This is a genomic window from Mesorhizobium sp. 1B3 (assembly GCF_050958605.1).
In the GTDB taxonomy this organism is placed as follows: domain Bacteria; phylum Pseudomonadota; class Alphaproteobacteria; order Rhizobiales; family Rhizobiaceae.
In genome coordinates, this window is sequence record NZ_JBJHDO010000004.1 from 311,356 (window position 1) to 326,131 (window position 14,776).

Annotated in this window: 16 protein-coding genes; 2 read left to right on the plus strand and 14 right to left on the minus strand. The window is 62.4% G+C overall.

Going from position 1 to position 14,776, the window contains the following annotated elements:
• Positions 1-323: 323 nt before the first annotated feature.
• Both ACCO56_RS13495 and ACCO56_RS13500 read left to right on the plus strand, forming a co-directional pair.
• Positions 324-569 (plus strand): DUF4212 domain-containing protein, encoded by a 246-nt coding sequence (locus ACCO56_RS13495; protein ID WP_433641269.1) that lies wholly within the window; start codon positions 324-326, stop codon positions 567-569.
• Positions 570-582: 13 nt separating this feature from the next.
• Positions 583-2,538, plus strand: coding sequence for a VC_2705 family sodium/solute symporter (locus tag ACCO56_RS13500; protein ID WP_433641270.1), 1,956 nt, complete (start codon positions 583-585; stop codon positions 2,536-2,538).
• Here the strand turns inward: ACCO56_RS13500 and ACCO56_RS13505 are convergent.
• From ACCO56_RS13505 to rpmD, 14 genes are all read right to left on the minus strand, one after another.
• Positions 2,535-3,323 carry an ATP12 family chaperone protein gene (locus ACCO56_RS13505; protein WP_433641271.1) on the minus strand — a complete coding sequence of 263 codons (789 nt, stop codon included), beginning with the start codon at positions 3,321-3,323 and terminating at the stop codon, positions 2,535-2,537. The two genes, ACCO56_RS13500 and ACCO56_RS13505, sit on opposite strands and share 4 nt — an antisense overlap.
• 1 nt (position 3,324) lies before the next feature.
• Entirely contained in the window at positions 3,325-4,239 is a 915-nt protein-coding gene (locus ACCO56_RS13510) for a DMT family transporter (protein WP_433641272.1), read from the minus strand.
• Positions 4,236-5,222, minus strand: coding sequence for an RluA family pseudouridine synthase (locus ACCO56_RS13515; RefSeq protein ID WP_433641273.1), 987 nt, complete (start codon positions 5,220-5,222; stop codon positions 4,236-4,238). The genes ACCO56_RS13510 and ACCO56_RS13515 overlap by 4 nt, the downstream gene beginning before the upstream one ends.
• A gap of 177 nt (positions 5,223-5,399) precedes the next feature.
• Entirely contained in the window at positions 5,400-6,233 is an 834-nt protein-coding gene (locus ACCO56_RS13520; RefSeq protein ID WP_433641274.1) for an aspartyl/asparaginyl beta-hydroxylase domain-containing protein, read from the minus strand.
• Positions 6,234-6,335: 102 nt separating this feature from the next.
• Positions 6,336-7,649 carry a replication-associated recombination protein A gene (locus tag ACCO56_RS13525; protein WP_433641275.1) on the minus strand — a complete coding sequence of 438 codons (1,314 nt, stop codon included), beginning with the start codon at positions 7,647-7,649 and terminating at the stop codon, positions 6,336-6,338.
• A gap of 10 nt (positions 7,650-7,659) precedes the next feature.
• A complete protein-coding gene (locus ACCO56_RS13530; protein ID WP_433641276.1) occupies positions 7,660-9,150 on the minus strand; it encodes a DegQ family serine endoprotease in 1,491 nt (496 codons plus the stop codon).
• 166 nt (positions 9,151-9,316) lie between these two features.
• Positions 9,317-9,745: a 50S ribosomal protein L17 gene (gene rplQ, locus ACCO56_RS13535; RefSeq protein WP_433641277.1), complete on the minus strand. Its 429-nt coding sequence runs from the start codon at positions 9,743-9,745 to the stop codon at positions 9,317-9,319.
• Between the two features lie 99 nt (positions 9,746-9,844).
• Positions 9,845-10,855, minus strand: coding sequence for a DNA-directed RNA polymerase subunit alpha (locus ACCO56_RS13540; protein WP_433641278.1), 1,011 nt, complete (start codon positions 10,853-10,855; stop codon positions 9,845-9,847).
• Positions 10,856-10,953: 98 nt separating this feature from the next.
• Positions 10,954-11,343, minus strand: coding sequence for a 30S ribosomal protein S11 (gene rpsK, locus ACCO56_RS13545; RefSeq protein WP_202305431.1), 390 nt, complete (start codon positions 11,341-11,343; stop codon positions 10,954-10,956).
• 122 nt (positions 11,344-11,465) lie between these two features.
• A complete protein-coding gene (rpsM, locus tag ACCO56_RS13550) occupies positions 11,466-11,834 on the minus strand; it encodes a 30S ribosomal protein S13 (protein WP_433641279.1) in 369 nt (122 codons plus the stop codon).
• Between the two features lie 181 nt (positions 11,835-12,015).
• Positions 12,016-12,612: an adenylate kinase gene (locus tag ACCO56_RS13555; protein WP_433641280.1), complete on the minus strand. Its 597-nt coding sequence runs from the start codon at positions 12,610-12,612 to the stop codon at positions 12,016-12,018.
• Entirely contained in the window at positions 12,609-13,949 is a 1,341-nt protein-coding gene (secY, locus tag ACCO56_RS13560; RefSeq protein ID WP_433641281.1) for a preprotein translocase subunit SecY, read from the minus strand. Before secY ends, ACCO56_RS13555 begins: the two co-directional genes overlap by 4 nt.
• 133 nt (positions 13,950-14,082) lie before the next feature.
• Positions 14,083-14,556, minus strand: a complete 474-nt coding sequence (gene rplO / locus ACCO56_RS13565; RefSeq protein WP_433641282.1) for a 50S ribosomal protein L15 — start codon at positions 14,554-14,556, stop codon at positions 14,083-14,085.
• A gap of 22 nt (positions 14,557-14,578) precedes the next feature.
• Positions 14,579-14,776 (minus strand): 50S ribosomal protein L30, encoded by a 198-nt coding sequence (rpmD, locus tag ACCO56_RS13570; protein ID WP_433641283.1) that lies wholly within the window; start codon positions 14,774-14,776, stop codon positions 14,579-14,581.

Below are 14,776 nucleotides of genomic sequence, written 5' to 3' on the forward strand. Positions count from 1 at the left end.
GCTTCGTCACCGGGCGTCTCCTGGACATGGTCCGTCCGGGCGTCAACTTGCGAGACGAAGTCCAGGAAATTGGATCTAGGAAACTGCATGGACCCTACACTCAAGACTCGCGAACACGACCTCTCTGACCAATAGGAGCCGGATGGTTAATTGTTCCTTGCCGAAGCCGAGCCGGAGGGTTGGCGAGAGACCGAGTTCGGGGTCGAAAGGTCCGCACGCGGCAGGACCGAGTTGCGAAAATTCGCGGCGGCGTAAAATCCTGTCATATACCGGAGATCGATTCGAAATCCGGGTCGAACTCGGATTCTTAAAAAGGCGTGGTAATGACAGTTTCCGACCACGATGCTCGGAGCAGGAAGCAAGGAGGACTTGCGCTCGCCCTGGCCGGCCTTACCGTCGCGGCTGCGCTCGTCTCTGCGGCATTCGCGCCCTACCTGGACCGCTCGACGGTTCTGGGCTTTCCCTTCGGCTATTTCCTGGCCGCGCAAGGAGTACCCTTAGTTCTCCTGATCCTGCTCGCCTGGTTCGCAGGTTGCCAGAACGAGATCGACGACAGATACGGGGACTGATCGGAGAAGCACCATGGCCAGAACGGCAAACGCAAATGGGCCATCTCCCCGACCGGGCTTCTTCAATGCCCTCTTTGGCCTGGGTTTCGTCGCGTTCATGGCGCTGATGGCGATCCTCAGCTCCATCGGCGTCCCGCATTCCGTGATCGGCCCGATCGTGATCGGTGCCATGATGATGACCTTCGGCGCCATTGGCTTCACCAGTGGCACGATGCAGGTCGACGAGTTCTACCTCGCCGGACGCCGGACCTCGCCCGCCTATAACGGCATGGTTGCCGGCGCCAATTTCTTGTCCACTGTTTCCTTCATCGGCCTGACGGGCCTGCTCTATCTATTGGGACATGATGGTCTCGCCTTCGTGCTGGGCTGCGCGGGTGGCTTTGTCCTGGCCGGCACCCTGATAGCGCCCTATCTGCCCCGGACCGGCGCTTATTCCATCCCGGATTTTCTCGCGGCACGTTACGGAAGCAACCTGGTGCGCCTGATCGGCGTCGTCGTGCTGTTCGTTTCCTGCTTCATCTTCGGCACGGCGCAGATCTATGGTGCCGCCATCATCTCCGCCCATATGCTGGGCATCGCCTTTCAGCCGGCCATCTATCTTGCCCTCGCCTGCCTCCTCGCCGCTTCGGTGCTCGGCGGCATGCGTTCGGTCATCAGGGTGCAGGCGGCGCAGTATGTCGTGCTCGTCATCGCCTACCTCGTCCCGGTCATCTGGATGTCGGTCGTCAGCACCGGAGTACCCTTCCCGCAACTCACCTACGGCCAGGCGCTCCAGGAAATCCGGGCACTCGAGGCCGCACAGGCCATTTCTCCCGGTTACCTCACGCCGTTCAGCCATCACGGCTTCCGCGCCGGGGATTATCTTCTGCTGTCGCTGTGCCTGATGGCCGGCACAGCCTCGTTGCCGCATGTGCTTGCGCGCTATCTCGCGACGCCGTCGGCGCGTGCCGCACGGATCTCGGTCGCCTGGTCGCTCTTTTTTGTGCTGGCTTTCCTCTTGGCCGTGCCGGCCTATGCGGCCTTCGCAAGATGGGCGATGCTCGATCTCATAGGTTCAGGCCTCACGCCCGACAACATCGCGCAAAAAGCCGGATGGCTGCTTCGCCGGGCAGCGACGGAAGGGGCTTCGGTCACCGTCTGCGGCAAACCCGCCGTCGATGCAGCCGCAATCGCTGCCGCCTGCGCCGAACGCGGCGTCAGCGAGATCCGCTTAACGGATATCGGTCTCGCTCCTGAGACGATTACCCTGGCCGCGCCGGAAATGTTCGGAATGCCCTATGTCGTCAGCGTGCTTGTCGCGGCCGGCGCGATCGCTGCGGCACTGGCAAGCGCCCAAGGCCTGCTTCTGGCCTGCTCGAACGCTGTCAGCCACGACCTATATTTCCGCATGCTTGATCGCCACGCACCGACGGCTCGCCGCCTCGCCATGTCCCGCGTGCTGCTGGTGCTGATTATCGGGTGTGCCGCATATGCCGCCGCCATAAAACCTGCCGATATGTTGTCGGTCGTCCTGTGGCCGTTCTCGCTCGCCGCGGCCGGCCTCTTCCCTGCGCTGGTGCTTGGTATCTGGTGGAGGCCTGCCAATGCCACCGGAGCGGCTGCCGGCATGATCGCGGGCTTCGGCCTCTGTCTTTACTACATGCTGGGGACGCGCTACGGCGCGGTGGATTTCTATCAGACCTGGAGTGCGCTCTCCTCGGCGACGCCGGCCGAGGCAGCGAGATTCGCAAACCTCGTCGCGGCCTGGAAGGCCGCAAGCGGCGAAGCCAGGGAAACGGCATGGGCGGCGCTCGATGCGCATGCGAGGATCATCGCCAACTGGTGGGGCGTCAGCGGCGTCTCGGCGGCCGCCTTTGGCCTTCCGCTTGGCTTGCTCGTCACAATCGCGGTCTCGGGCCTGACGCGCCGGCGTAGCGACAAACATGCGCCGACGACCGCCGAGCCGATCAGCGACGGGACGCCTGGTTAGCCAAGCGCACGGATAAGATCGGAGGCCGCCATGAAATCGCGCTTGCGGGCGTTGCGGCGGGCGACCGCCTCCGAATCATCGCCCCAATGTTCGATGTTCCAGTCCTCGTCGACGTGGGCTGCTGTCCAGGCGGCTTCCGGTTCCAACTCACCCGACTCGACGGCCAGCGCCAGCAGCGCAGAGCCGGTGATCGATGTCATGACATGGAGCGCCGCGAGCCGTAAAGGCTCGTCGCGCTGCCGCAGATGAAAGCCGATCGCAGCGATGCTCTCGCGCGGTTGCTCGACATGCATGACACCCTCGGCAAGGAAAAAATGGACGCCAAGGCGGCCGCGCATCCAATCGATCACCGGGTCCCAGGCCTCCGCCTGCCGCGCCACCAAGCGTTCGGGCGCGTCGGCGCGATAATAGAGGAGGTCGGACGAGGCAAAGCGCAAGATATCCTCCAGCACCGCCTGGGTATCGCTCGCCACCCCGTCGATCGCGGTGTTGACGAGCCGGGTCACGGGCATAGAGGTCAGGTCCATCTTTTCGCCCTGCCCGGCGAATTCGTCCGAGACCAGCTTCGCTGCCCTTTCGGTAGGCAGGGACAGCAGCACCTTGCCGGGGGTGCGTACCGGCTTGCCGTCGAGATGGACCGCAAACCCTTCCGGCGCCTTCGCCGTCTCCACCTTTTCATAGAATCGCTTCGCCAGCGGCACCTTCATCTGGTTCTGGGCGCGCTTCACTGGATCTGGATCGGAGAGGTGGTTGCCTGCTTCGAGGTCGTTCAGAAGGTCTCGCATCTCATGCTTCTTTCGCGCGGGCCGGGCGATTGACGATGATGAGTCCCGCCGCGATCAGCCCGAGAGCCAGGAACAGCCTGGCGGTCAGGGGCTCATCCAGCAGCAGCCCGCCCAGGAGAACACCGAAAACGGGCGTCAGAAAGGCGAAGCTCGACAGGCCTGCAGCCGGATAGCGACGCATCATCCAGAACCACAATATATAGGTGAAGGCGACGACATAGACAGCCTGGAACACTAGCGCGCCTGTTGCCAGTGATGACACATCCCGCAGGACCGGGCCGGCCAGCGGAATAAGCGGCAGAATGACAACAGCCGAGACGACGAGCTGATAGAGCAGCATCTTCTCGGCGCTTGCCCGGCTCAGCTTCGACGCCTTGATGACGATGGTCGTCGCCGCCCAGAAGACGCCAGCGCAAAGGCTCATAAGGTCGCCCTTGATCGCCTCCGGGCCGGGCAGGCTCAGACCGTCTGAGAACACGACCACGACACCGGCGAAGGCCAGGACAAGCCCGCCGAGCTTCGCCAGCGACATTCGCTCGCCCAGCAGGAAATGAGCGCCAAGCAGCACCCAGAAGGGCATGGTATTGACCATCAACGCGCTCCGCGCCACAGAAGTGTAGTCGAGCCCGATGAAGATCAGTACGAACTCAGCGCCGAAGAGCAGCCCGGCCAATATGCCCGGCCATAGCGTCCCATCGCGTTCGAAGAGCGCGACGCCCCGGAAACGGCACCAGGCAAACACCAGCACCGCCGCGATCCCCGAGCGCGCAACTGTCAGGAAGATCGGATTGTAGCCGGTATTGGCGACCTTACCGGCGACACCATTGAGGCCCCACGAGAAGGTGAGCAGGAGAAGCAGCGCGACCGCGGCCGCGTCGATATTGTCACGACGGTCTAGCGTTGCCGCACTGCTCAAGCGCTACCCTCCCCCGACGCCTCGTCGAAGCCGAGCAGGTTCCAGCTCTGCCGCATATGCGGCGGAAGCGGCGCGGTGACATCGATGACGCCCCTCTCCGGATGGGGGATCACGATACGCCGCGCATGGAGATGCAGCCGGTTCTGGATGCCCCCGGGGAATTCCCAATTCGTGTCGGCCTCGAAATATTTGGGATCCCCGATGATCGGGCAATCGATATAGACCGCGTGGACACGCAGCTGGTGGGTACGACCCGTATAGGGCTCCATTTCGAGCCAGGAGAGCGACTGACCGGCCTGTTCGACGACACGGTAATAGGAAACGGCGTGATCGGCTCCCTCTTCACCGTGGCGCGCCACACGCATGCGATCGCCATCTCTGGTCTGCTCCTTGACCAGCCAGGTCGAGATCTTGTCCTCGCGCTTCTTCGGCACGCCTTTCACCAGCGCCCAGTAGGTCTTCTTGGTCTCGCGTTCACGGAACGCTTCCGCCAGCCGCATCGCCGCGAGCCGCGTCCGCGCGACCACCAGCACGCCCGAGGTGTCGCGATCGAGCCGGTGGACAAGGCGCGGCTTCTCGCCTTTCTGGTTGCGCCAGGCTTCCAGCATGTGATCGACCGAGCGCGACACGCCGGAGCCACCCTGCACAGCAAGTCCCGCCGGCTTGTTGAAGACGAAAACCTTGGGGTCTTCATAAAGCAGCATCTTCGACAGCAGATCCGCATCCGTGCGGCCGCGGATGGTGCGCGCCGTCAAAGGCACTTCGCCTTTCCGGTCGACGTCGAGCGGCGGCACGCGCACAGATTGGCCGGGCTGAAGACGCGTATCCGCCTTCGCGCGCCCGCCGTCGACGCGAATCTGTCCCGAACGCAGCAGCTTCTGCAGGTGGCCGAAGCCCAAGCCCGGATAATGCGTCTTGAACCAGCGATCCAGGCGCATGCCTGATTCGCCGGCTTCTACTGCTATTTGTTCGACGCCTGCCATCGCTTCCCGGTGCTTCCTTTCGAAACAGCGCTGATAGCATCAGCAACTGCCATGCGCGACCCACAATTCCACGAATGGCGGCGGCAGCGAACCGGCAAGGCTGACAAGCGCATGGGCCAGCGGCGCGGAGCGCCGCCAGAGCCCAAGCCGAACGACCGGCACGAACGCCCGGAGGGCCTACTTGACGGCAGCGGCCTTGGCCTTGCTCCCGTCGATCATTTTCCAATTCTTGTAGAAGATGGCCTTCACGCGGTCGACGCTGATCGAGATGAACGACAGAAGCGCCGACAGCACGCCGGGGACCGGAGACGGCCTGATGACATCCATGAATACGCAATAACGGCGGCCGTCATGCTCGTTCACGGAGCGGTGCAGCAGCGTGTCATCGAAGATGAACAGCGGGTTCTCGTACCAATAGCTCTTCACATCGCCACACTCGATGAAGATCTTGTCGGTCTTGACGGGCTTCAGGTTCAGGAGCACGCGCAGCGTAAGCCGCAGCGGGCCGAAGTGGAACGAGGTCGATTCACGGCCGCTGAAAACGGAAACGGCGATCGTGCGGATATACTTGAACTGCCGAGTGAATTCGGGGATGTTGTCGATGTGCGGCTTGCCGTACCACTGGTAGACATACATGCCGCGCCGGCCGCTTTCGAAATTGGCGTCGATGTCGGCGATGATTTCGTCCTGCCGGGTGCGGAAGATGTTCAGCACCTCGTCGATCTCGCGGCGATAGTCGTTCGGGAACTGTTCCAGCTTCCAGACGCCCCAGTTGCGATAGGACAACAGGTCGACAAGGAGATTGAACGGCGACAGCAGCCACGTGAACATGCCGTTGCCCATGAAATAGAGACTGAACAGCTGCCAGTCCTTGCGATCGTTGCGCAGCACGTCGATCAGCCCGCAGACCAAGAACACGGCGGTGATGATCGGGATGAAGTAGAGCCCGAGCGCCAGAACCACGATGGCAATGGCGATCTTGCGGACTGCCTTGAGAGACTTCTTGTCCATGGGACCTCACGAGAAACCTTAGCGGCAACTCATAGGGGAGTTGCCTGGTGAAAACCAGCATCCGTTGGGAAATGTCGGAGATCGCCGAGCTTCGGCGCCTTCCTACTCTCCTCCCCTTTCCCTCCTGAGCTTGGCCCAGTAGTCGAGCCGCTTCCGGATTTCCCTTTCAAATCCCCGGTCGGGCGGATCGTAGAACGTATGACGACCCATCTTCTCGGGGAAATAGTCTTGCCCGGAAAAGGCATCCGGTTCGTCATGATCGTAGCGGTAGCCGGCGCCGTAGCTCTCCTCCTTCATCAGCTTGGTCGGCGCGTTGAGGATATGCTTCGGCGGAAGCAGCGAGCCATGCTCCTTGGCTGCCCTGGTCGCCGCCTTGAACGCGGTGTAGACGGCATTCGACTTCGGCGCGGTCGCCAGATAGACGGCGGCCTGTGCGAAGGCTAGCTCTCCCTCGGGCGAACCAAGATAGTCAAAGGCGTCCTTGGCCGCATTGGCCACGACAAGCGCCTGCGGATCCGCAAGGCCGATATCCTCCACCGCCATGCGCACCAGCCTGCGCCCAAGGTAGAGCGGGTCCTCGCCGGCATCGAACATGCGAGCAAGATAATAAAGTGCTGCGTCGGGATCGGACCCCCTCACGGATTTGTGCAATGCGGAGATGAGATTGTAATGGCCGTCCTGCCCCTTGTCGTAGATCGGAGCGCGGCGCTGGACCACACGCTGCAAGGCGGCCGCGTCGAAAACCTCGCTGGGCCTAGCGGCTCGCCAGACCTCCTCGGCAAGAGTGAGCGCGGCGCGCCCGTCGCCGTCGGCCATGCGCAGCAGCATGGCCCTCGCCTGTTCGTCCAGCGGGAGCTTCTTGCCCTCCGTCTCCTCGGCTCGCGCCAGCAGCTTCTCCAGGCTTTCTTCGTCCAGGGTCTTGAAGACCAGCACGCGTGCGCGGGAGAGCAGCGCGGCATTGAGCTCGAAGGAAGGATTCTCTGTGGTCGCACCGACCAGGACGATGGTGCCGTCTTCCATGACAGGCAGGAAACTGTCCTGCTGGGCGCGGTTGAAGCGGTGGATCTCGTCGACGAAGAGCAATGTCTGGCGCCCTTTGCGGCTGCGCAGACGCGCCGTTTCGAACACCTTCTTAAGGTCCGCCACACCGGAGAAAATCGCCGAGATCTGCTCGAAGACAAGGTCGGTCTCGTTGGCGAGCAGACGCGCCACAGTGGTCTTGCCCGTTCCCGGCGGCCCCCAGAAGATCATGGAGCCGAGCGAGCCCGACCGGATAAGTCGGGTCAGGGCGCCGTCCTCATCGGTAAGATGCTCCTGGCCCACCACCTCGGCAAGGCTCTTCGGACGTAGCCGATCCGCCAGCGGCCGCCCCGCGGGGGTCCGTTCCGGTTCGTCGGCGTTGAACAGGTCAGCCATCAGAGCATGATCAGTAACGCAGCATCTGCCGCATTATCCGTCCGTCGCGCTCGATCGTAAACCGCCACCAGCGCGTGTTCTCGGACGCGATCTGCCGAAGCCTCTCGGCGGAATCGATGGTCGTGCCATTGACCTCGCGTACAATGTCGCGCGGCATGAAGCCGAAGCCGGCGGCGGGCGAATTGGGCGCCACATCCAGCACGGCCACTCCACTGGTCTCGGTGCTCAAGCCGAGCCGCTGCGCCAGTCGCGGCGACAGAGCTGCAACCTTGGTGCCCGCGAAGGGACTCCGGCCGTTGATCTGCAGTTCGGTAGAAGACGCACCTTCAGGAGCGCGTTCAAGTGTGACTTCTATGGTCTTGTGTTCGCCCTGCGAAAGCACCTCGAGGTTGGCGACGTTGCCGATCGCCTGGGTCGCAAGTCGATAGCCGAGAGCATCGACATGTTCGATCTGGACCCCGTTCATGGACAGAATGACGTCGCCCGGCTTCAGACCGCCCCGCGCCGCTGGCCCCTCGGGCGTGACCGAGGCGACAAGCGCTCCGGACGGACGATCCATGCCGAGCGATTCCGCAACCTGCGCATCGACGCCCTGGAAGGCCGCGCCAATGTAGGGCCGCTCGAAGAAATCGCTCCCGTTTTTGGCCGATTCGACGACGGCCCGCACCATGTTGGAAGGAATCGCGAAGCCTATGCCGATCGAGCCGCCGCTGCGGCTGAAGATCGCCGTATTGATTCCGATGAGCTGGCCGGCCATGTTGATGAGCGCGCCACCCGAATTGCCGGGATTGATGGCGGCATCCGTCTGGATGAAGAAGCCGAAATCCGAAACGCCGATATGTGTGCGGGCGAGCGCCGACACGATGCCGCTGGTGGTGGTCTGCCCGACCCCGAACGGATTGCCCATCGCAAGAACGAGATCGCCCACCTCCAAAGCGTCGGAATCGCCGAGCGGAACCACCGGGAACGGGTCCTTGGCTTCGATCTTGAGCACGGCGAGATCGAGCTGCTCGTCTTTCAGCAGGAGCTTGCTTTCGAACTCCCGCCCGTCTGATGTCGCGACCTTGACCTTATCGGCGTCGCGGATGACGTGGAAATTCGTGACGACGATGCCGCTGGGGTCGACGAGCACACCCGAGCCAAGCGACGATTGCACGCGCGGCGGCATCTGGGCGCCGAAGAAACGCTCGAAGAAGGGATCTCCTTCGAATGGCGAGCGCGAGCGTACCTGGCTCGACGCATAGACGTTGACCACCGCAGGCGCCGTGTTCTTGACCAGCGGAGCGAAGGAGAGCTGCATCTCCTCCTGCCCGAAAGGAACGCGCTTCTTGAGCCCCTCGACGGCAGGGTTGGGCGCATTCTTGGCCCCCCGCAGCATATCGGTCAGGACTTCGCTCAGGCCCTCGCCTTTCGGCTCTTCCTGCGCCCATGCATGAATTGTGGTGGCCGTGGCGGCCAACCAGATCCCGATAGCGACAAACGCCAGTCTTCCCGCGCGCATGCGAATCCTCTCGCCCAATCAACAGGCTTCATGTCAAAGGATTGTGCAAATTGAAAGGCGTCCGACGCGGGCGACGTCCGCGAGGGGTGCTGCGCGCCCGGCTATGCCTCTCACGAAAAAGGGGCCGCGGAGGCCCCTTGAACTCGTTCCATGACACCCGTGCGGCTTACGCCGCCTCGGCCTCTGCCGCGCCCTCGGCCTCGATACGCGCGCGATCGGCGGCGCCCTTGGCCGAAACGTCGCGATCGACGAACTCGATCACGGCAAGCGGAGCGTTGTCACCCTGGCGGAAGCCTGCCTTCATGATGCGCAGATAGCCGCCATTCCGCTGCGCATAGCGCGGCGCGATCGTGTCGAACAAGCGCTTCACCAGCGGCTCGTTGCCGATTTGGGCAATCGCCTGGCGGCGAGCATGCAGATCGCCGCGCTTTCCGAGGGTGACCAGCTTCTCGACGATCGGACGCAGATCCTTCGCCTTCGGCAGGGTGGTGACGATCTGCTCATGCTCGATGAGCGAGGCAGCGAGGTTGGCGAACATCGCCTTGCGATGGCTTGCACTGCGGGCGAACCGGCGGCCGGCAAATCCGTGGCGCATAGCTCTTCTCCTTCAATTCCTGGTTCGGAGGCCGGGGCCTCGAATTTGATCGGGAGCATTCCCCGAGGCCTGGGCTTGCGCCGCCCCCGGGGTTCACGCTCAGTATTGGTCTTCGTAGCGCTTGGCTAGATCTTCGATGTTCTCCGGCGGCCAGTCCGGCACTTCCATGCCGAGATGGAGGCCCATCGCCGCCAGCACTTCCTTGATCTCGTTCAGCGACTTGCGTCCGAAGTTTGGCGTGCGAAGCATCTCCGCCTCCGTCTTCTGGATGAGGTCGCCGATATAGACGATATTGTCGTTCTTCAGGCAGTTGGCCGAACGCACCGACAGCTCCAGCTCGTCGACCTTCTTCAGCAGAGCCGGGTTGAAGGCGAGCTCCGTGACGGCTTCCGCCGCGACTTCCTTCTGAGGCTCGTCGAAATTGACGAACAGGCCGAGCTGGTCCTGCAGGATGCGTGCCGCGAAGGCAACCGCGTCCTCGCCCGACACCGAGCCGTTGGTCTCGATCGTCATGGTCAGCTTGTCGTAGTCGAGAACCTGTCCCTCGCGGGTGTTCTCGACCTTGTAGGAGACCTTCTTGACCGGCGAATAGAGGCTGTCGACCGGGATGAGGCCGATCGGCGCATCTTCAGCACGGTTGCGCTCGGCCGGCACATAACCCTTGCCGGTGTCGACCGTGAACTCCATGCGGATTTCCGCGCCCTCGTCGAGGGTGCAGATGACATGGTCGGGGTTGAGGATCTCGACATCGCCAACGGTCTGGATGTCGCCGGCGACGACCGCGCCCGGGCCCTGCTTGCGCACGACCATGCGCTTCGGCCCATCGCCTTCCATCCGAATGGCGATTTCCTTGATGTTGAGAACGATGTCGGTCACGTCCTCGCGAACGCCGGCAATCGAGGAGAACTCATGCAGCACGCCGTCGATTTGAACGGCCGTCACCGCCGCGCCCCGCAACGAGGAGAGCAGCACGCGCCGCAGAGCATTGCCCAGCGTAAGGCCGAAGCCGCGCTCCAGCGGCTCGGCGACGAGCGTCGTCAGGGTGCGGCCCTTCGACGTGAAGTCGATCTTGTTGGGCTTGATCAGTTCCTGCCAGTTTTTCTGGATCATTCTGATGTCCTTCCGTTTCCCCGCACCATCCAATCGTGACGGGTGATCTGGAAACATGAAGGAGCGCCCTGGCGGCGCTCCTTCAGTTGGATGTCTTCCTAGACGCGGCGCTTCTTGCGCGGGCGGCAACCATTGTGCGGAATCGGGGTCACGTCACGAATGGAAGTAATGGTGAAGCCGGCAGCCTGCAAGGCGCGGAGCGCCGACTCACGGCCGGAGCCCGGACCGCAGACCTCGACCTCGAGCATGCGCATGCCGTGCTCCTGGGCCTTCTTGGCGACATCTTCCGCCGCAACCTGCGCCGCGAACGGCGTCGACTTGCGCGAACCCTTGAAACCCTGCGCGCCTGCCGACGACCAGGCAATCGCATTGCCCTGCGCGTCGGTGATGGTGATCATGGTGTTGTTGAAGGTCGAGTTGACGTGAGCGACACCCGACGAGATGTTCTTACGTTCGCGACGGCGAACGCGTGTGGCTTCCTTGGCCATTGCAATCCTTCCTGTTGATCTCGACACCGCCGTAATGCCAGCGGCTACACCTGTGAATGGTCAATAGTGAATGGCAAGATGGCCTGGACCATTCACCACTCACTATTCTTCCATTCACCAAATTACTTCTTCTTGCCGGCAATCGCCTTGGCAGGACCCTTGCGGGTGCGAGCATTGGTATGCGTGCGCTGACCGCGGACCGGCAGGGAGCGGCGATGACGCAGACCGCGATAGCAGCCGAGGTCCATCAGGCGCTTGATGTTCATCGACACTTCGCGGCGCAGGTCGCCCTCGACCTGATAGTCGCGATCGATCGCTTCGCGGATCTGCAGGACTTCGGCATCGGTCAACTGGTTGACGCGACGCTCGGCCGGAATACCGACCTTCTCCACGATCTCCTGGGCGAACTTCGGCCCGATGCCGTGAATATACTGCAGCGCGATGACGACGCGCTTGTTTGTCGGGATATTGACACCTGCTATACGAGCCATTCTCGTCTCCATGTAGGCCGGTCGTGCCGGCGAGTTGTTGTCGACCCGCGTCCGGTGGAGGCCGGCCCATGCGGGGTACTCGTCTCATGCGCTAAAAGGGTCCCCGATGGACCCTTGGAGTCATGCCTGAGTGGAAAGCGGCCCCTATAGTCTAGACGCGGACTATAGTCAACCGCCGACTTCACATTTTATCGGCAGCCGCAGCGACGATCTGCTCGATCTCCGCCGTGACGACATCGATATCGGCCATGCCATCGACCGTTTTCAACTGTCCGGTCCCTGCATAATAAGCCGACAGCGGTGCAGTCTTCTCCCGGTATTCGTTCAGCCGCTTCTTGAAGGATTCCGGATTGTCGTCGGCCCGAACTTGTCCGCCAGAAGCGAGCGTCTCGGCGACACGCCTTTCCATGCGCTTCAGCAAAGCCGACTCATCGACCTTGAGCTCGATCACCGCGTCAAGCTCCTGGCCCTTGCCGGCCAGGATACGCGTCAGCGCCTCGGCCTGGGGGACTGTCCGGGGATAGCCATCCAGGATGAAGCCCTTTGCTGCATCCGGTTCATCGATCCGGTCCGAAACGATCTGGTTCACGATCTCGTCCGAGACGAGTTGGCCGGCATCCATCACCTCTTTGGCGCGCTTTCCGACCTCGGTGCCAGCCTTCACGGCAGCCCGCAACATGTCTCCAGTGGAGAGTTGCGGAATGCCGTGCCTGTCGACCAGTCTCTGTGCTTGCGTCCCCTTACCCGCCCCAGGCGGCCCAAGCAGAATTAATCTCATCGTCCCCTCTTGCCCCCCCGGAGCTTCGACTTCTTGATCAGCCCTTCATACTGGTGGGCAATCAGATGACCCTGGATCTGCGCAACCGTGTCGAGCGTCACGCTGACCACGATGAGCAGCGACGTACCGCCCAGATAGAAAGGCACACCCGTCGCGGAGATCAGGAACTCCGGTATCATGCAGATGAGGACGAGGTAAATTGCACCAACGACGGTAATGCGGGTAAGCACATAGTCAATATATTCGGCCGTTCGCTCGCCGGGACGATAGCCCGGGATGAAGCCGGAATGCTTCTTCAACTGATCGGCAGTGTCCTTCGGATTGAACACGATCGCCGTGTAGAAGAAGGCGAAAAAGGCGATCATAGCGGCATAAAGCGCCATATAGAGCGGCTGGCCATGCCCGAGCGCCGCCAGCACTGTATTGGCCCAGGCCGGCAACGTCGTCGTATTGGCGAAGCCCGCAACCGTCGCCGGCAGGAGAAGCAGGGACGAGGCGAAGATCGGAGGGATGACACCGGCGGTGTTAAGCTTCAGTGGCAGGTGCGACGTATCGCCCTGGAACATACGGTTCCCCACCTGGCGCTTGGGATACTGGATAAGCAGCCGGCGCTGGGCGCGCTCGAAGAACACGATAACGGCGATGACTACGACGGCCAGGACGATAATGGCAAGGATAAGGCCAGTCGAAAGCGCGCCGGTACGGCCGAGTTCCAGCGTATGGCTGATTGCCGAAGGCAGACCGGCGACGATGCCGGAGAAGATGATCAGCGAAATTCCGTTGCCGATGCCGCGCGCGGTGATCTGCTCGCCGAGCCACATCAGGAACATGGTGCCCCCGACCAGGGTGATCACAGCGGAGACGCGGAAGAACCAGCCCGGATCCATGACGATGCCGCTGCCGCTCTCGAGCCCGACCGAAATGCCATAGGCCTGGACAAGTGCGAGCAGGACGGTGCCATAGCGCGTATACTGGTTGATGATCTTGCGGCCCTGCTCGCCTTCCTTCTTCAGCGCTTCCAGCGTCGGCACGACCGACGTCATGAGCTGCATGATGATGGAGGCGGAAATGTAGGGCATGATGCCCAGCGCGAAGATCGCCATGCGCTCGACGGCACCGCCGGCGAACATGTTGAACATGCCGAGCACGCCGCCGCTCTGCTGCTGGAATGCCTGGGCAAAGGCATCCGGATTGATTCCCGGCATCGGGATGTAGGTACCGAGCCGATAGACGAGAAGCGCGCCGAGGGTGAACCAGATGCGTTTCTTGAGGTCTTCAGCCTTGGCGAAAGCTGCAAAATTGAGATTGGAGGCGAGTTGCTCAGCAGCCGATGCCATCAAAAATTCTCCGCTAGGTCACGCGAGGCGCACCCCTCCCGGGATGGCGCGTGTCACCGAAGCCCACGAGATAGGCTTCGGACGGCAAACATGCAAGCGGCGGTATCTCTACCGCCGCTTGGACATGAGCCTCTTATTCAGCGGCCGCCTTTTCCGGCAGCTTCACCGATCCGCCGGCCTTCTCGATCTTCTCGAGAGCAGCCTTGGAGGCGCCAGCGACGTCGAAGGAAAGCTTCGACTTCAGTTCGCCATCGGCCAGCAACCTTACGCCATCCTTGACGCGGCGGATCACGCCGGCCTTGACAAGCGCGTCGGCATTGACGGTCTCCTTCGCGTCGAGCTTCTTGGCATCGACCGCGGCCTGGATGCGGGCCAGCGACACGATGTTGAAGTCCTTGGCGAAGATATTCTTGAAGCCGCGCTTGGGCAGGCGGCGATAAAGCGGCATCTGGCCGCCCTCGAAGCCATTGATGGCGACGCCGGAACGCGCCTTCTGGCCTTTCACACCGCGGCCGGCGGTCTTGCCGCTGCCCGAGCCGATGCCCCGCCCGAGGCGCTTGCGCGCCTTCGTTGCACCTTCCTTGTCACGCAGTTCGTTCAATTTCATGGTCGTTCTCCTGCGCTTACGTTCACGCCTCGTCCACGACGCGGACGAGATGCTGCACGGAAGCGATCATGCCGCGCACGGAGGGGGTGTCTTCGAGCGTGCTCTTGCGATGCATCTTGTTGAGGCCGAGCCCGATAAGCGTCGCGCGCTGTTCCTTGGGCCGGCGGATCGGGCTACCGATCTGCTCGACGGTGATCGTCTTGGTCTGCTTCTTTGCCAT